Source organism: Bosea sp. 29B (assembly GCF_902506165.1).
GTDB lineage: Bacteria > Pseudomonadota > Alphaproteobacteria > Rhizobiales > Beijerinckiaceae > Allobosea.
In genome coordinates this window covers 3,836,845-3,853,702 of record NZ_LR733817.1, presented here as the reverse complement: position 1 = coordinate 3,853,702, position 16,858 = coordinate 3,836,845, and the positions used below count along the sequence as shown (strand labels likewise).

General features: G+C 67.0%; 18 protein-coding genes. 8 read left to right on the top strand and 10 right to left on the bottom strand.

What is annotated here, in order from left to right:
• Positions 1–8 precede the first annotated feature (8 nt).
• From GV161_RS18710 to GV161_RS18695, 4 genes are all read left to right on the top strand, one after another.
• A complete protein-coding gene (locus GV161_RS18710) occupies positions 9–917 on the top strand; it encodes a LysR family transcriptional regulator (protein ID WP_152017113.1) in 909 nt (302 codons plus the stop codon).
• A 115-nt stretch (positions 918–1,032) separates the two neighbouring features.
• Complete coding sequence (locus GV161_RS18705) at positions 1,033–1,752, top strand: GntR family transcriptional regulator (protein WP_152017112.1); 720 nt, start codon at positions 1,033–1,035, stop codon at positions 1,750–1,752.
• Positions 1,749–3,137 carry a hypothetical protein gene (locus GV161_RS18700; protein ID WP_152017111.1) on the top strand — a complete coding sequence of 463 codons (1,389 nt, stop codon included), beginning with the start codon at positions 1,749–1,751 and terminating at the stop codon, positions 3,135–3,137. Before GV161_RS18705 ends, GV161_RS18700 begins: the two co-directional genes overlap by 4 nt.
• 46 nt (positions 3,138–3,183) lie before the next feature.
• Positions 3,184–4,158, top strand: coding sequence for a tripartite tricarboxylate transporter substrate binding protein (locus GV161_RS18695; protein ID WP_152017110.1), 975 nt, complete (start codon positions 3,184–3,186; stop codon positions 4,156–4,158).
• A 3-nt stretch (positions 4,159–4,161) separates the two neighbouring features.
• On the opposite strand, the gene GV161_RS18690 is transcribed toward GV161_RS18695, so the two are convergent.
• On the bottom strand, positions 4,162–5,148 hold the full coding sequence (locus GV161_RS18690; RefSeq protein ID WP_152017109.1) for an MDR family oxidoreductase: 987 nt from the start codon (positions 5,146–5,148) through the stop codon (positions 4,162–4,164).
• An 87-nt stretch (positions 5,149–5,235) separates the two neighbouring features.
• Positions 5,236–6,471 carry an MFS transporter gene (locus GV161_RS18685; protein ID WP_152017108.1) on the bottom strand — a complete coding sequence of 412 codons (1,236 nt, stop codon included), beginning with the start codon at positions 6,469–6,471 and terminating at the stop codon, positions 5,236–5,238.
• A gap of 183 nt (positions 6,472–6,654) precedes the next feature.
• Between GV161_RS18685 and GV161_RS18680 the strand changes: the two genes are divergently transcribed.
• Positions 6,655–7,008, top strand: a complete 354-nt coding sequence (locus tag GV161_RS18680; protein WP_152017107.1) for a VOC family protein — start codon at positions 6,655–6,657, stop codon at positions 7,006–7,008.
• A gap of 69 nt (positions 7,009–7,077) precedes the next feature.
• Positions 7,078–7,212 (top strand): hypothetical protein, encoded by a 135-nt coding sequence (locus GV161_RS31365; RefSeq protein ID WP_257791809.1) that lies wholly within the window; start codon positions 7,078–7,080, stop codon positions 7,210–7,212.
• Between the two features lie 44 nt (positions 7,213–7,256).
• Here GV161_RS31365 and GV161_RS18675 read toward each other — a convergent pair whose 3' ends face one another.
• The 6 genes from GV161_RS18675 to GV161_RS18650 all read right to left on the bottom strand — a co-directional run bounded on the left by GV161_RS18675 (position 7,257) and on the right by GV161_RS18650 (position 13,037).
• Entirely contained in the window at positions 7,257–8,174 is a 918-nt protein-coding gene (locus GV161_RS18675; RefSeq protein WP_152017106.1) for a dihydrodipicolinate synthase family protein, read from the bottom strand.
• A gap of 43 nt (positions 8,175–8,217) precedes the next feature.
• Positions 8,218–8,748: an O-acetyl-ADP-ribose deacetylase gene (locus GV161_RS18670; protein WP_152017105.1), complete on the bottom strand. Its 531-nt coding sequence runs from the start codon at positions 8,746–8,748 to the stop codon at positions 8,218–8,220.
• Positions 8,749–8,823: 75 nt separating this feature from the next.
• Complete coding sequence (locus GV161_RS18665) at positions 8,824–10,341, bottom strand: tripartite tricarboxylate transporter permease (RefSeq protein ID WP_152017104.1); 1,518 nt, start codon at positions 10,339–10,341, stop codon at positions 8,824–8,826.
• A 22-nt stretch (positions 10,342–10,363) separates the two neighbouring features.
• On the bottom strand, positions 10,364–10,852 hold the full coding sequence (locus GV161_RS18660) for a tripartite tricarboxylate transporter TctB family protein (RefSeq protein WP_152017103.1): 489 nt from the start codon (positions 10,850–10,852) through the stop codon (positions 10,364–10,366).
• A 92-nt stretch (positions 10,853–10,944) separates the two neighbouring features.
• Positions 10,945–11,940, bottom strand: coding sequence for a tripartite tricarboxylate transporter substrate-binding protein (locus tag GV161_RS18655; protein ID WP_152017102.1), 996 nt, complete (start codon positions 11,938–11,940; stop codon positions 10,945–10,947).
• A gap of 62 nt (positions 11,941–12,002) precedes the next feature.
• On the bottom strand, positions 12,003–13,037 hold the full coding sequence (locus GV161_RS18650) for a 4-hydroxythreonine-4-phosphate dehydrogenase PdxA (RefSeq protein ID WP_152017101.1): 1,035 nt from the start codon (positions 13,035–13,037) through the stop codon (positions 12,003–12,005).
• A gap of 242 nt (positions 13,038–13,279) precedes the next feature.
• On the opposite strand from GV161_RS18650, the gene GV161_RS18645 reads away from it, so the two are divergent.
• The gene (locus GV161_RS18645) at positions 13,280–13,966 is read left to right on the top strand and encodes a GntR family transcriptional regulator (protein WP_152017100.1); all 687 of its coding nucleotides are present in this window, start codon (positions 13,280–13,282) and stop codon (positions 13,964–13,966) included.
• Between the two features lie 24 nt (positions 13,967–13,990).
• Here the strand turns inward: GV161_RS18645 and GV161_RS18640 are convergent, their stop codons facing one another.
• Both GV161_RS18640 and GV161_RS18635 read right to left on the bottom strand, forming a co-directional pair.
• On the bottom strand, positions 13,991–15,223 hold the full coding sequence (locus tag GV161_RS18640; RefSeq protein WP_152017099.1) for an HlyD family secretion protein: 1,233 nt from the start codon (positions 15,221–15,223) through the stop codon (positions 13,991–13,993).
• 10 nt (positions 15,224–15,233) lie between these two features.
• Entirely contained in the window at positions 15,234–15,689 is a 456-nt protein-coding gene (locus GV161_RS18635) for a hypothetical protein (RefSeq protein WP_152017098.1), read from the bottom strand.
• A 152-nt stretch (positions 15,690–15,841) separates the two neighbouring features.
• On the opposite strand from GV161_RS18635, the gene GV161_RS18630 reads away from it, so the two are divergent.
• The gene (locus GV161_RS18630; RefSeq protein ID WP_152017097.1) at positions 15,842–16,756 is read left to right on the top strand and encodes a LysR family transcriptional regulator; all 915 of its coding nucleotides are present in this window, start codon (positions 15,842–15,844) and stop codon (positions 16,754–16,756) included.
• Positions 16,757–16,858: the final 102 nt, after the last annotated feature.

Sequence of the window (16,858 nt, the reverse complement as noted above, 5' to 3'; positions counted from 1 at the left end):
AGTGACCATTGTCGACGTCGAAGCTCGCCTGGGATGATTTCCGCCTGATCAAGGCGATCGCCGATGCCGGCGGGCTGACCGGAGCGGCCGCAGCGCTCAACGTCAATCATTCCACGGTATTCCGCCGGCTCGGCCAGATCGAGGAGCAGCTCGGTCATGCCCTCTTCGAACGGCGCAAGACCGGTTATGTCGCGACCTCGGCCGGCGAGGAGATGACGACGCTGGCCTCGCGCATCGATGACGACGTCACCGCTTTCGGGCGCAGGCTCGCGGGGCGTGACCTCGCCCCTTCCGGCGACTTGCGGGTCACCACCACCGATACGCTCTATCTGCATGTGCTGCTGCCGATCTTCGCAGCGTTCCGGGCGGCGCATCCGCTAGTCCGACTCGACGTCGTCATGGCCAGCCAGACGCTCAACCTCTCGCGCCGCGATGCCGACGTCGCCATCCGCGCCAGCGATTCACCGGGCGAGACGCTGGTCGGCCGCCGCCTCGCCAATCTGAACTGGGCCGTCTATGCCCGCGCCGATGCGCCAACGACCGAGGCCGAGGCGCATGAGCCGAAGCTGCTGTTCAAGCGCGACTGGGTCGCACTCGGCGACCCGCTCGGCTACGTCAAGGCCGCCCGCTATGTCCGCGACCATGTCCCGGCCGAACGGATCGCGCTGCGCTCCTCGGCCGTACTCGGCCTGACGGAAGCGGTCGAGCAGGGGATGGGCATCGGGCCCCTGCCCTGCTTCATTGCCGACCAGCGGCCGGGGCTCGTCCGCCTGCTGCCGCCGGACCCGGACTTCTCCACCGGGCTGTGGATCCTGACCCATCCCGACATCAGGCACGCGCCGCGCGTGCGCGCCTTCATGGATTTCGTCGGTGGCGAGCTGGCGAAGCGGAAGGCGCAGCTTGAAGGCGCGGGCTAAGCCGGAGCACATCGCGCCACTTCGATCATCGCCCTCGCGCCGCGGCTGATTGAGCCGGCCGCGCTTGCGTCGCCTCGATAACCTGTATACCGGTACTCTGGTTAGGGAAACCGCCATGCCACGCCTTGCCCGCGACCATCAGCCCACGCCGCTTCCGGCCGCCGCCATCGACCGGACGATGCGCGCGCCGGAGCAGGTCTATCGCGTCCTGCGCTCGGCAATCGCCTCGCTCGCCATTCCGCCCGGCAGCCCGCTGTCGGAGGGCGAGGTCGGCGCCGCCTATGCTGTCAGCCGCACACCCGTGCGCGAGGCTTTCGCCCGGCTGGCCGAGGAGAAACTGCTCGACGTCTTTCCCAACCTCGGCACCTTCGTCTCACTGATCGACCCCGGGCTGATCGGCGAAGCCATCCTGATCCGCCGATTGCTCGAAGGCGAAGCCGTCTCACAGGCGGCTGCCAACCGCGACCCGGCGCTGATCACCGAGATGAACGCGGCGCTGGATGACCATGCCGAGGCCGTCGCAGCCGGCGACTCCGCCCGCGCCTATCAGTGCGACGAGCGTTTCCACCGCGCCCTCTTCGCCCATCAGGGATTGGAGCAGATGTGGGCGAGCGTCGACCGGGCCCGGGCCCAGCTCGAACGGGTCCACCACCTGATGGTCGCCCAGCGCGGCGCGCTCGGCGACGCCCTCGCCAAGCACCGCGCCATCCTCGGCGCGATCAAGCGAGGCGATGCCTATGCGGCACATGCCGCGATGCACGTCCACATCGAAGCCAACGGCTCCTTCCTCGACCGGCTCGCCGGCCACGCCCACCCGTTCGTGCGCACGCCATGACGGCACCCTCCAAGCGCTCGCTGGGCATTACGGTGATGCCGGACTATGCCCAGTCCGAGGGCGTCGACGCCGTCCTGGAGAACATCGTCGAGCGGCTGGGCTGCGACGTGATCTGCACGATGCCGTCGGTGGCCGAGCGCTGCTCTGAGCGGCTCGGCGTGCGCGAGCCGCCGGCCGATGCCGGCGCCGGCCTTGCCCGCACGCTCGACCGGCCGCTCTGGGGCGACACCGCGCTGTGGATGCGGACGGCGCCGAGCTTCGTCCCGAACGCAAGCTTCTATCGCGATGCGCCCTATGCTCCGCCGGAGCCGGACGCGCTGACGCGACGCGAAGGCCACATCGTCGCCGACATGCTGGCCAAGGCCAAGCGCGCCGGCCTCTCCGCCCAACTCCAGGTGATGGCGGCTGCGCCGCCCGCGCTGCGCGTGCAGCAACGTCCCGATGCCGGTGCGGACGAGCCGCTGACCGTGTTCGGCACGCCAGTGCGTGGTCGTGTCGACGCCAATGTCAGCCTCGCCAGCAAGGGCTTGCGCGCCTATATGCGCGCCCTCGTCGCCGACCTCCTGGCGAACTATCCCGATTGCGACGCGCTACGCTTCGACTGGCCGGAATATCCGCCCTATGCGCTGGATAGCCTGCTCTTCGACTTCAGCCCGCCGGCGGTGAAGCGGGGACAGGAACTCGGCCACGATGTCGAGGCGATCAGAGCGCGCGCGCTGGAAGGACTTCGCAAGACGCGAACGGACATGGCCGGGAAGGCCGCCACGATCGACGCCTTGCTGCGGCCGGGCGGCTGGGCGGCCGATCTCCTCGCCTTCCGCAGCGCCATCGTCACAGACTATGTCGGCGCCCTGACGACGATCGTGAAGGAAGCCTCCTACGGCCGGGTCGGCGTGGTGATGCAAGCCTTCCCGCCGCCGCTCAACCGGCTCTCCGGCGTCGACTTCGCGGCCATGGACGGCATCGCCGACGAGATCGCGGTCAAGCACTACACCATGCACTGGCCAATGATCGAACGCGGCTATGTCGAGCGGCTGGCCGCCGTCACCGGCCTCGACGCGGACAGCGTCTTCGCCACGGTCCATCACTGGCTCGGGCTCAACGGCGGCGCAGAGACGCGCGAAGCGCTGCGCTATCCGGAGCCGCACGAACCGCATCCGGCCGACGATGCTGCGCTACGCCGGACGGTCGAGATCGCCGCCGGCCAGATCAACCATTCGCGCCTCTCGGTGATCACACATGGCTACGGGCCGCTCGACGATGTCGAGCGGCGTTTCCGGGCCGTGCTCGAAGCGCCTTGCCGGCACCTGCACATCAACCGCTACGGCTACCTCTCAGACGCGAAGATCGCCCGGCTCGGCGCGATCTGGCGGGAGACAGCCTGAGCATCGCCTGCCGGCCATAGGACCGGCCAATAAGGGGGAGGACATCATGAAGCCGTTCAAGGCAGCCATCGCCGCCATTGCCCTTCTCGCATCCTGCGTCGCGGCCGCCGCGCAGGCGCCCTACCCGACCGCTCCGGTCAAGATCATCGTGCCCTTCGCGGCCGGCGGCGCTTCCGACCTCGTCGCGCGCACCGTCGCCGAGCGCCTGCAGGCGCTGTGGGGCCAGGGCGTGGTAATCGAGAACATCGGCGGTGGCGGCAGCAATATCGGCGTCGCCGCCCTCGCCCGCGCCAAGCCGGACGGCTACACGCTCGGCCTGATCAATGCCAGCAGCCATGGCATGAACAAATGGCTCTACAAGGAGAAGCTGTCCTATGATCCGCTGCGCGATTTCGCGCCGGTCAGCCAGCTCGCGATCACGCCGAACGTGCTGGTCGTCAATCCGGAGAAGGTGCCGGCCAAGACCGTGCCGGAGTTCATCGCGCTCTTGAAGCAGAAGCCGAACGCGCTGAACTTCGGCTCCTCCGGCGTCGGCACCTCGCTGCATGTCGGCATGGAGCTGTTCCAGCAGACCACCGGGACCAAGCTCACCCATGTCCCCTATCGCGGCTCCGGCCCGATGATGGTCGACCTGCTCAGCGGCCAGCTCGACGTCGCGCTCGATGGCGCCGCCGTGGCCTGGCCCTATGTCGAGGCCGGCAAGCTCCGGGCGCTCGCAACCTCGATCCCGCAACGGGCGAGCTTCATGCCCGACCTGCCGGCGCTGAGCGAGTTCCTGCCCGGCTTCGACGTCACCGCCTGGCACGGCCTCGCCGCGCCGGCCGGCACGCCGAAGGAGATCGTCGAGAAGGTCTCGCGCGATGTGCGCGGTATCCTCGAGACGCCGGAGATCCGCGAGCGGCTGGCAGCGCAGAAGATCATCGCACTCGGCATGACACCGGACGCCTTCCGCGCCTTCATCGAGGCCGAGATCAAGAAATGGGAGCCGGTCGTCGAGAAGGCGCAGATCCGGATCGAGTGACCCTCAACCGATCTCGACGACCACCCGGCCGCGGACCTTGCCGTCGAGCAGCGCGCGGCCGGTCTCGACGACGTCCTCAAGCGGGATCGTCGCCGTCATCGCCGCCAGCCTGTCGCGATCGAGATCGCGGGCGAGGCGGGCCCAGGCTTCGAGCCGGCGCGGCTTCGGGCACATCACCGAATCGATGCCGAGCAGCGCCACGCCGCGCAGGATGAAGGGCGCGACCGAGGCCGGCAGATCCATGCCCTGCGCCAGGCCGCAGGCGGCGACGGCGCCGCCATACTTCGTCATCGACAGCACATTGGCGAGCGTGTGCGAGCCGACGGCGTCGACGCCGGCGATCCAGCGCTCCTTGCCCAGTGGGCGCCCCGGACCGGAGAGCTCATTGCGGTCGATGATCTCGGCTGCGCCGAGGCCCTTGAGATAATCCGCCTCCTCGGGCCGACCGGTCGAGGCGATGACATGCCAGCCGGCCTTGGCGAGCAGCGCCGTCGCGACCGAGCCGACGCCGCCGGCTGCGCCAGTGACGACGACCGGGCCATCGGCGGGCTTCACGCCGTAGCGTTCCAGCGCGAGCAGGCTGAGCATGGCGGTGTAACCGGCGGTGCCGATCGCCATCGCCTCGGCCGGCGTCATCCCCTCGGGCAGTGGCACCAGCCAATCGCCCTTGACCCGGCTCTTCTGGGCATAGGCGCCGAGATGCGTCTCGCCCGTGCCCCAGCCATTGAGGATGACGAGGTCACCGGGCTTGAAACCGGGATGGTCGGAAATCTCGACCCGGCCGGCGAAGTCGATGCCGGGGATCATCGGCCAGCGCCGCACCACCGGCGCGCGGCCGGTGATGGCGAGGCCGTCCTTGTAGTTCAGCGTCGAATGAGTGACGCGGACGGTGACGTCGCCTTCCATCAGGTCCGCTTCGGCAAACTCGCCGAAGGCGATGCTGGTGCCGGCTTCGCCCTTATTGGCGATGAGGGCCTTGAAAGTCGACATGAACTCACTCCCGGGAAGCTATCGAACTTCCCCTAGGAGTGACCCGCCCGGCCGCCGCCTGCAAGCGGCAAGCCGGTGCGCCTTTGGTCAGGCCGGCTGCGGCGCGGTGCGCGCGACCGGCTTCTCGACGATCGGCAGGTTGATCAGCGCCGAGGCGACGCCGAGCGCGACCGAGAGCCACCAGACGATGTTGTAGGAGCCGAACTGCTCGTAGAGGATGCCGCCGAGCAGCACGCCGAGGAAGCCCCCGACCTGGTGCGAGAAGAAGGCGAAGCCGTAGAGCATCGCCATGTATTTGGTGCCGAACATCAGCATGACCAGGGCCGAGGTCGGCGGCACCGTCGAGAGCCAGAACACGCCGATGACGATGCCGAAGGCGATCGCGGTCGTCGGGCTCGGCGGCAGCAGGATGAAGGCGGTGATGGCGACGGCGCGGCCGAGATAGATCCAGGCGAGCAAATGGCGCTTGGGCATGCGGGCCGTCAGCCAGCCGGAGCCGAGCGAGCCGACCGCATTGGCGAGGCCGATCGCGGCCAAAGTCCAGCCGCCGACCCAGGCCGGCAGGCCGGTATCCTTGAGATAGGCCGGCATGTGCACGGTGATGAAGGCGAGCTGGAAGCCGCAGGTGAAGAACCCCAGCACGAGCAGTACATAGGAGCGGTGCTTGAAGGCCTCGGCCAGCGCCTGCGCAATGCTCTGGTTGGGGGCGGCGACGACGCCGGGCGCTGCAGCGGGCTGCTTGGACCCCCGCATCGCCAGCATCACCGAGAGCGGCAGCACCGGCAGCAGGGTGAAAGCGAAGACGATCAGTGCCTGCTGCCAGCCCAGCGTCTCGATCAGGATGTTGCCGATCGGTGGAAAGAGGAACTGGCCGAAGGAACCGGCGGCAGTGCCGGCGCCGAAGGCGAGCGGGCGCCATTGCTCCGGCAGCAGCTTGCCGAAGGCGGCGAGGATCAGGTTGAAGGAGCAGGCCGAGAGCCCGAAGCCGATCAGCACGCCGGCGCCGAGATGGAGCTGCAGCGGCGTCGAGGCGTAGGACATCGTCACCAGGCCGGCGGCATAGAGCAGCGCGCCGGCGCAGAGCACCCGGACCATGCCGAAGCGATCGGCGATCGCGCCGGCGAAGGGCGCACCCAGACCCCAGAGCAGGTTCTGGATCGCCAGCGCCAGGCTGAACGTGTCGCGCCCCCAGCCGAACTGGGAGATCATCGGAAGCTGGAACAGGCCGGCACTGGCGCGCGGGCCGAAGCTGATCAGCGCGATCAGACAGCCGGCGGCGACGATGATCTCCGGCGCGTAGCCGCGCCTGGCGGTTGCGGTCATGACGGGCTCCGGAGCGAGAATCGTGTGTCTGCACGATAGGGCGTGCAACCCGAGCATGCCAACGCGATTCCGTTACGTTGCGCATCACAGGATTGCATGGAGATCTGCCTCCGCTCCCGCCACAGCCCGGTCGCGCCGATGCGTCATAAGGGGCTGAGCAGACCCAGCACAAGGAGCCAAGCGATGCCCCCGTCCAGCAATGACCGCCGCATCGACTATGTCGAATTCGTCGTCGCCGACATCCCGCGCGCCCGCAGCTTTTACGAGAAGGCCTTCGGCTGGAAAATGACCGACTACGGCCCGGACTATTGCTCCTTCGCCGACGGCCGGCTGGAGGGCGGCTTCACCACGATCGGCACGCTGAGACCTGGCGGCCCGCTGGTGGTCCTCTATGCCGACGACATCGCGGCCGTGCAGGCGAGCGTCGAGGCCGCAGGTGGCCGGATCGTCAAGCCGGCCTTCGATTTCCCCGGCGGCCGGCGCTTCCACTTCGCCGACCCGGATGGCTACGAGCTCGCGGTCTGGAGCAAGAGCTGAACCTCAGAATTCGCCGGCAAACAGCCGGTTTTCGTGCTAGGGTCGCCTCCGCAATCGTGGAGGCGTCTTATGCGTGCCGTCATAGAGTTGCTGTCCGCCTACTCTTCCTGGCTGTCCCGGATGCTTCTGGTGACGCCGGAGTTCATCACCAAAGACCGCAGAGGCAACCTGCCGCCGCCATCCGGCGGCATCGGCGCCTATTGACAGTCGCTGCCCGCTTTTGACGGCGGGCAGCAAGAACAGCTGGGCTACTTACCCCAGCGCAAGGCGAGCGGATCGAGTTCGCGCGCGAGCTCGAGCAGACCTTCGCGCGTCTGCGGATGCAGCGGCGTCAGCGGATGGCGCACCGCGTCCGACTTGATCACGCCGCCTGCCTTCATCACCGCCTTGGCCGAGCGCAGGCCGCATTGGCGGTTCTCGTAGTTGATGATCGGCAGAACGCGGGCATAGAGCGCCGCCGCCTGCCTGCGGTCGCCTGCGGCATGAGCCGCGAGGATCGGCTTGATCAGGTCGGGGATCATCGCCGAGGTCATCGTGCCGGTGGCGCCGGCATCCAGATCGGCCATCAGCGTGATCGCCTCCTCGCCGTCGAACGGGCCGACGATCGCGTCGCCGCCAGCTTCGATCAGCGAGCGCAGCTTGCCCGCCGTGCCCAGCACCTCGATCTTGAAGTAGCGGACGAGCGGCACCTCCTTGTTGAGCCTGACCATGAAGGGCACGCTCATGCTCACACCCGAAAGCGGCGCGTCCTGCAGGATGATCGGGATACCGCAGGCGTCGGCGACGATCTTGAAGTGCTCGATCATGCCCTGCTCGTCGGCCTTGAGCAGCGCGCCGTGATAGGGCGGCATCATCATCAGCATTTTGGCGCCGGCATCGGCTGCCGCCTTGGCGCGCTGCGCTGCGATGCGGGTCGAGAAATGCGAGGTGGTGACGCAAACCGGCACCCGGCCCGCGACCTGCTCGATCGAAAGCCGCATGACCTCGTCGCGCTCGGCATCGGTCAGCAGGAACTGCTCGGAGAAATTGGCGAGGATGCAGATGCCGTCGACGCCCTGGTCGACCATCAGGTCCATGACCCGGCGATTGCCGTCATGGTCGACGTCGCCGTTCTCGTGGAAGATCGTCGGCGCGATCGGGATGATGCCCTTATAGGGTTCGCTCATGGCAAGGCCTCGGTTGTTCGTGGCTGGAAGAGGGTGGAGCTCATTACGCCTGCCGATCGCCGGCTTCGCCGAGTTCGTGTCGGTAGATCGCTAGATCCTCGGGCGAGAAGCAGCAGAAGGTGATCTGATCGAACGCTGCGCCGCCCTTCAGCGTGGCGGCCACCGTCGCCACGGCGATCTTCGCAGCGGCTGCGATCGGATAGCCGTAGACGCCGGTGCTGATGCTCGGAAACGCGATGCTGCGCGCGCCTGCGGCAGCCGCGACCGCCAGTGAGCGGCGATAGCAGGAGGCGAGCAGCATCGCCTCGCTCTGGCCGCCGCCTTGCCAGACCGGCCCGACGGTGTGGATGACGAAGCGCGCCGGCAGGCGATAGCCCTGCGTCAGCTTGGCGTCGCCAGTCTGGCAGCCGCCGAGCCTGCGGCATTCCTGCAGCAGTTCCGGCCCCGCCGCACGATGGATCGCGCCGTCGACGCCGCCCCCGCCCAGCAGCGAGTTGTTCGCGGCGTTGACGATCGCGTCGACGGGCAGCGTCGTGATGTCGGCCTGGATGGCGGACAGTCTCGATCCTGTCATCGGCGATCCGCCCTCGGCTCGGTTCTGGACGGGTCACCATAGCGTCGGCATCCAGGCTCCGGCAGTGCGCCTGGCTCAAGCCTTGGCTGCGCGGGCGGTCACCAGCTTGCGGATGCCGCGCCTCGTCGAACCGATCAGCGGGAAGAGCAGCAGCGCGAGGCCGATCGCCATCAGGCTCGCAACCAGCGGATTCGACCAGAAGATCGAGAGCGAGCCCTGGCTGAAGATCATCGACTGGCGGAAGGCGTCCTCGGCCTTGTCGCCGATGACCATGGCCAGAACCAGGGGCGCGATCGGGTAGTCGAGCTTCTTGAAGAGATAGCCGACGATGCCGAAGGCGAGCGCCAGCCAGATGTCGAACTCCTTGTTGCCGACGGTATAGGCGCCAATGAAGCAGACCACGACGATCGCCGGCCCGATGATCGAGAACGGGATGCGCAGGATCGAGGCGAAGAGCGGCACCGTTGCAAGCACGACGATGACCGCGACGACGTTGCCGAGATACATCGAGGCAATCAGGCCCCAGACGAAATCGGGCCGCTCGACGAAGAGCATCGGGCCGGGATTGAGGCCCCAGATCATCAGCCCGCCCATCATTACCGCAGCGGTCGCGGAACCGGGAATGCCGAGCGCCAGCATCGGCAGCATCGCCGAGGAGCCGGCGGCATGGTCGGCCGTTTCGGGCGAGATCACGCCCTCGGGCTCGCCCTTGCCGAATTTTTCGGGATTGCGCGAGGAGCGTTTGGCCATGGCGTAGCTCATGAAGGAGGCAGCGGTCGGGCCGCCCGGCGTGATGCCCATCCAGATGCCGATGATGCTGGAGCGCAGCAGCGCCAGCCAATAGCGCGGCAGCTTCAGCGCCGTTGCGAGCACGTCGCGCGGGCTGACCTTGGCCTTGACCCCATCGAAGCGCAGCCCCTCCTCCATGGTCTGCAGGAGCTCGCCGAGGCCGAACAGGCCGATCACCGCGATCAGGAAGCTGACGCCGGCGAGCAGCACGTCGAACTCGTAGGTCAGGCGGACATTGCCGGAGACCGAATCCATGCCGATCGAAGCGAAGGCGAAGCCCATCGCCATCGAGACGATGGTCTTCAGCGGTGAGGCGCCGCCGAGGCCGACGAAGCTGGCAAAGGTCATGAAATAGACCGCGAAATACTCCGGCGAGGAGAATTTCAGCGCAAAGCGGGCGACCCAGCCCGAGAGCAGCGTGATCAGGATGACGCCGGCCATCGCGCCGATGCCGGCCGAGAGGAAGGCGAAGGAAAGCGCTTCGGTCGCCCTGCCCTGCTTGGCCATCGGGTGGCCGTCGAAGGTGGTGGCGACCGAGGACGGTTCGCCGGGGATGTTGAACAGGATCGAGGTGGTCGAGCCGCCGAAGAGCGCGCCCCAATAGAGCGAGGTCAACAGAATGATCGCTGAGACCGGGTCCATCGAGAAGGTCAGCGGCAGCATCAGCGAGACGCCGTTGGGCGCGCCCAGGCCGGGCAGGACGCCGACCAGGATGCCGAGCAGCACGCCGGCGAACATCAGCGCGACGTGGTGGGTCGTCAGCGCGATCTGGAAACCGTGGAGGAGCGAGGCGAAGTTTTCCATGGAAACCGTCCGGCTCGCGAGTTCAGAGGCCGAGCATCGCTTCGATCGGCCCCTTGAGCAGGCCGACCTGGGCGAATTTCTCGAGGCCGAAATAGAAGAAGGCGGCAGTGCCGAAAGCCGTCGCGAGCGAGGGCAGCCAGCCATAGCGGCCCTGGAAGCGCATCGCGAAGACGAGATAGAGCAGCATCGCGACATACATGCCGAGGGTGACGCTCAGCACGACAAAGGCGAGCATCGGCAGGAAGAAGGACATGACGCGTTTGCCCTGCTCCTTGTCGAGGAAGATATCGGCGAGCGCCGCCGAACCTCCCATCCGCCGACCGATCGTGGTCACGATCGTGCCCGCGCTGGCGAGCGCGATCAGCAGGCCGCAATAGAACGGGAAGGCGCCGGGCTGCGGGCCGGAGGAGTCCCAGCCGATGCCGAACTCGCGGGCGCCATTGACGATGATGAGGCCGAAGGCGAGCGTCGCCAGCGCAGTCGCGATCTCGGCCTGGAAACGGCTGATCATCGGCGCTCCTCCCGAATGCAAACGATGTTCTGAACGATCGTCCCGGGGCAAGCGGCACTCGCCCGGGGCGATCCGATTTCAAGCCGCCCAGGTCAGTTGACGACCCAGCCTTCGCTCTTGAAGACCTTGGCGTTGGCGGCCTCGTCCTTGGCGACGAAGTCGGTGAGTTCCTTGCCCTTCATGAAGCGGGCGGTCTGGGCGGTACGGGCGATGAACTCGGCCCATTCCGGGGTCTTGCTGACCTTCTCCATCACGTCGGCATAGAAGGCGACGGCGTCGGCCGGTACCTCGGCCGGCAGCCAGACGGTGCGCGGCATCTGGAAGGCCTCGAGCGGCAGGCCGGCCTCCTTGCAGGTCGGGATGTCGCCCCAGCCCTTGCCGTCATGGATCGGCTCGCTCTTGGCGAGGCGGACCGGCGAGAAGACGCAGAGCGGCTTCACTTGGCCGGCCTTCCACTGGCCGATGTTCTCGTTGGGATTGTTGGTGTTGGAATCGACATGGCCACCGGCGAGCTGGGTCGCAGCCGCACCACCGCCCTGGAAGGGCACGTAGATCCATTTGGCGCCGGTCGCCTCCTGGATCATCGCGGTCAACGTCTGGTCGGTGTCCTTGGACTGGCTGCCGGCCATCTTCAGGCTGCCGGGCTTGGCCTTGGCCGCCTCGACATAGGCCTTGGCGTCGTTATAGGGCGAGTCGCCCTTCACCCAGATCAGGAATTCGTCGAGCGCCAGCGCCGAGACCGGCGTCAGGTCGGAGAGCTTGTAGCCGAGCTTGGCGACATAGGGCAGCAGATAGGCGTTGTTGGTGCCGAAGACGACCTTGTGGGCGTCACCCTTGGCACCCTTGCCGTAGATATAGCCCTCGGCGCCGCTGCCGCCGCCCTTGTTGAGCACCACGACCGGCTGCTCGATCAGCTTGTGCTTGGTGATGATCGACTGGACGATGCGGGCGAAATTGTCGGTGCCGCCGCCAGGGCCCGAGGTGACCACGAACTCGATCGGCTTGTTCGGCTGCCAGGCGGCGGCCGGAACCACCGCTGCGATGACGGAAGCGAGCGCGGCGCCGGCCGCGATGCAGAAACGTTTCATGCTGTTTCTCCCTGAATAGTCGTTGAAACGGAGCGGCTCTTCTCGGCCGCTGGGCTGGGGGCTCAGGCGGCCTTGCGGGCCGCCTTTCCCTCGCTCGCCATCTTGATCGCGAGCAACAATGCCGCGCGGGTGGCGCCGAGATTGGCGATGCCCTTGCCGGCGATCTCATAGGCGGTGCCGTGGGCCGGCGTGCAGATCGGGAACGGGAAGCCGCCGATCAGGGTGACGCCGCGGTCGAAGCCCATCAGCTTCATCGCGATCTGGCCCTGGTCGTGATACATGGTCAGCACCGCGTCGAAATCGCCGTTCTTGGCGCGCAGGAACACCGTGTCGGACGGGAACGGCCCCTCGACCACATAGCCCTTCGCCTTGGCCGCCTTCACCGCCGGCTCGATCGTCTCGATCTCGTCGCGGCCGAAATTGCCGCCGTCGCCGGCATGGGGGTTGATGCCGGCGACCGCGATGCGCGGCGGGTTGAAGCCGGCGGCACGCAGGTTCTTCTCGGCAAGGTCGAGCGCCCGCAGGATGCGCTCCTGGGTGATGTTCCGGGCGACCTCGGACAGCGGGATATGGGAGGTGACGCGGGCGTTCCAGAGCTTGTCCAGCACGTTGAACTCGCTGGCCGGGCCCTCGAATTCGATCGCGTCGCGCACGAAGCGGATCTCGTCGTCATAGCCGGGATAGGCGAAGCGCATCGCCGCCTTGTTGAAGGGGGTGAAGAACACCGCATCGGCCTTGCCGGACGCGGCGAGACGCAGCGCGCGGCGGAAATTGTCGGTCGCGGCCTTGCCGCCGGCGAGCGTCGCCTTGCCGCGCTGGAGATCGGCCGGATCATGGTTCTTGAGATCGACGAAGACCGGCTTGCCGGCGTCGGCCGGCAGGGCATCACCCTCGCCGATGACGCGAAGATCAGGCGTGAGGCCGGCATCGTCGGCGCCGAGCTGGAACAGGCGATAGTCGCCGAAGACGACATAGCGGGCAGCCTTGCTCAGATCGGGCTCGGCCAGGATGCGCGCGGTGAGTTCGGGGCTGATGCCGGAGGGATCGCCCATCGCGACCGCGATCACCGGCAAGGAAGCCTGCGCCTTGATATCCATCTCGTCCTCCCGAGGCCGGCCACCGCCGGTTGCTTGGCCTCCGGCCTATCATGGGGGCCGCCGCGAAAGCAAGTATGCTGTATGCAGCATAACATTCCTGCACTACTCTGCCGCGAGTCCGGCAGCCGCCTCGCCTGTCCACAGGCCAGACCGCACCCGGTCGGGCGGCTGCCTTCGCAGCCGCCCGTCTCGTTGACAGCGCGGAAGCGCCATGCCGTACAGAAAGACAAAGGAGAGCCGCGATGACGAACGAGGCCGGCATGTCGAGCGAGGCGCAGGATACCTATCCGCGAATCACCCGCCGCACCTTGCATGAAGAGGTGCTCGAACGGCTGCGCGACATGATCATCGAGGGCAGGCTCGCGCCCGGTCAGCGCATCAACGAAGGCGTCGTCGGTGCGCAGCTTGGCGTCTCACGCACGCCCCTCCGGGAAGCCATCAAGACCTTGGCGAGCGAGGGGCTGGTCGAGATCCAGCCGGCCAAGGGCGCGATCGTCCGCAAGTTCTCGGCGCACGACCTGCTGCAGATTCTCGAGGTTCTGAAGACGCTGGAACAGCTCGGCGGCCGGATGACCTGTGCACAGGCGAGCGACGAGACCATCGCCGCGATCAAGGCGCTGCATGACGAAATGATGGAGCTTTATCGGACCCGCAACCGGCTCGACTATTTCAAGCTCAACCAGGCGATCCACAGCGCCATCGTCGCCGCGTCCGGCAACGATGTGCTGGTCGAGATGCACGGCACTCTCCAGGCCAGGATCAAGCGCCTGCGCTTCATCGGCAATGAGGGCCCGGAGAAATGGGCCGGCGCCGTGGCCGAGCACGAGGAGATGATCGCGGCGCTGCTGAAGCGCGACGGTGAAGCACTCGCCGCCGTGATCGGCAAGCACATGGATTCGACGCTGGTGCGCGTGCGCGACGTGCTGTGACGAGCGGGGCCGGCGCGGCCTCGCTCAATGCCCGCTGAAGACCAGCGTCTTGATCGGCAGGACCAGCGCCTGGATGCGCAGCAGCATGGCGTGCACCACCCCGGTCGCGTCGACCGCGTGCAAGGCGATGCGCCGGAGCGTTCCGGTATCCTTGGCAGCGATGATGTCGTGGTTGTTGCTGTAGGCGTTGGCGATGCAGCTCGACCCCGGCGTCACCCCGTCGAGCCCACCCGGATAGAGCGGCTCCATATAGGTCAGGATCGTTCCGGGCCGCACGACCTGCTGAGCGTCGATCAACTGCTCGCCGCTGCGGACCTGGCCGGCCGCGATGAAATCCTGCACGCCGGTCACGACCATCGGGATCACCGTCCAGGGCTTTGAAATGCAGGTGACCTCGGCGACCATGCCGACCTTCATCACCTGCGCCTCGATCTGGCCGAAGCCGGCCTGCAGCCGCCCGCGGCCGGCCTCCTCCGGGATGATCGCGCCGGCCGGGCGCATGAACGGGTTGACGACATCACCGGGCCGCAGCGTGAACTGCTCGACATGCCCGTTGAAGCCGGCCCGCACCACCGTCTTGCCGAGCTCGACCTCGGCCTGCGCCAGCGCAGCTTCGGCACTCGCCCGCTCGGCCGGAAGCAAGGTCGAGATCTTCGCCTGGGCGGCCGCTTGTGACGCCATCGTCGAGGCAACCGCGGCCTCGCGCCCGGCTGTGATGTTCTCGAGCCGCTCGATCTCGCGGGTCGCAACGATGTCGTCGTTGCGCCGCTTCAGTTCGCGCTTGGTCTGCAGTTCGTCGAGCGCCTGCTGCAGCGCGCTCTTCGCCTCCTGGATCTTACCGTCAAAGGTGATGATGTCGGCTTTCGCGACCACGAGCGCGGCATCGACCTCGGCGAGCTTGCGCCGCGCCGTCTCGACCGCCGCCCGCTGGCTGGTGCTGTCGAGGGTGAAGATCGGCGCGCCCTGTGCGACCTTGCCGCTGACGCCGACATGGACCTGCGCAACCCGGCCATTGATCTCCGGGATGATCGGGACGCTGCGGAAAAACACGGTCGCGGATGTCGTCGAGGGGTGATTGTAGAAGATCACCGTGATCAGCCCGACCGTCAGCATCACGCAGGTGACAATCCCCCAGCGCAATTCGAACCAGACCGAAAAGAGCGTGATCTCCTTGCCCAGCCGCCTGCCCTGGCCGTAGCGGCGATAGAGGTAGTCCGGGGCGATGGTGAAGAGGGCGCAGACGAGAAGCTCGAGCATCGCCGTCTCCTCAATGCTGGCCGGCCGGCGCGGCCGCCACGACCGGCGGAGGCGCCGGCTTGTCGTCCGGAGGGGCGATACCGTGCTCGATGTCGGACGCCGCCTCCCCGCCACGGCCGGGCGCGATGCCGGCGATCTTCTCGAGCGCACCGGCCATCCGGCTGAACATGCCTGAGAAATCGGGGACGTCGATCAGGGCAAGCAGCAGGCCGATGACCCAGAACAGATGCACATGCGTGAACAAGGCGAGCAGCCCGAGCACGGCGACGATCTCGAACTGCAGCTTGTGGGACTTATGCGCGATGCGCTCGGGCAAGGTGTGCAGGCGCAGGAAGAGCAGGCCGACGCCCAGCACCGCTCCAATCAACAGGATCGCGGCGGCGACCGACAGGTAGTCCGTGCCGCCCGGATCGGTGATGAACGCCGGCAGGTGAGGCGGTGCCGCCGGATGAACCTGGTCAGCCATATCATCCCCCCGGAGCGATCGACGACCTTGGGTCAGGTGACTGGCAAACCGCAGCAAAGTCAATCGGCCCGCGCGGACTACGCATAGCGTCTTGACAGGTCGACGGCCCTCACCTCCGCTTGCGGCAAGAAGCCGGCGAGGAACGGTCAGCCATGCTCACCCTGCGCCAGATCGAGGTGATCCGGGCGATCATGATCACCGGCACGATCGCTGGTGCGGCGAAGCTGCTCAACGTCTCCGCACCCGGCATCAGCCGGCTGATGAAGCACACCGAGCGCTCGCTCCGGCTGAAACTGTTCGAGCGCCGGCAAGGCCGCTATGTGCCGACGCCGGAAGCCAAGGACATCTTCGAGCAGATCAACGGCGTCTATCGCAAGGTCGACGACCTGCATTCGATGCTGGCCCGGATCGAGCGCGGCGGCGATGTCGAGTTCAAGCTCGGCTCGGTGCCGAGCATCTGCCATGTCATGGTGCCGCGTACCATCGAGCGCCTCAGGCGCAAGCATCCCGACCTGCGCATCGACATCAACATCCTGAAGATCGAGGAAGCGCTCGACTATCTCCTGCTCGGCAAGGGCGAGATCGTGGCGATGAGCTACAAGCTGGATCATCCCGGCCTCGACTTCATGCCTCTCGCCATGGGCGAACTGCTCTGCATCGTGCCGCAGAACCATCCGCTCGCCGGCTACAGCAGCATCTCGGCCCGCGAGATCGTCCAGCACCAGCTGATCGGCATCGACCCGAACGACCCCTATGGCCGGATCATGAGCGAGATCTTCCAGCGCCAGGGCCTCCATTACGAGATGGCGATCAAGGCGCGGTTCGGCACAACCGTCTGCTCGCTGGTGCGGGCCGGGCTCGGCATCGCCATCATCGACCAGTTCACCGTCGCGCATGGCTCGATGCAGGGCATCGCCACGATCCCGATCGAAGAGCCGACCCGCTTCCAGACCTATGTCGCGATGAAGAACGACAAGGCGCTCTCGCTCTATGCCGAGACTTTCGTGAAGTTGCTGCGCGAGGAGATGAACGCGGTCGTTTCACCGCGGCTAGCCGCCGAAAGATAACATCAGGTTAGGCAGCAGCGACGAATTGGTCATCGCGTTACGGCTGCAAATCGGTTTAGCTGCAGGCTCATGCGCAAGCCCGCCGAGACGGGCCGTGACGGG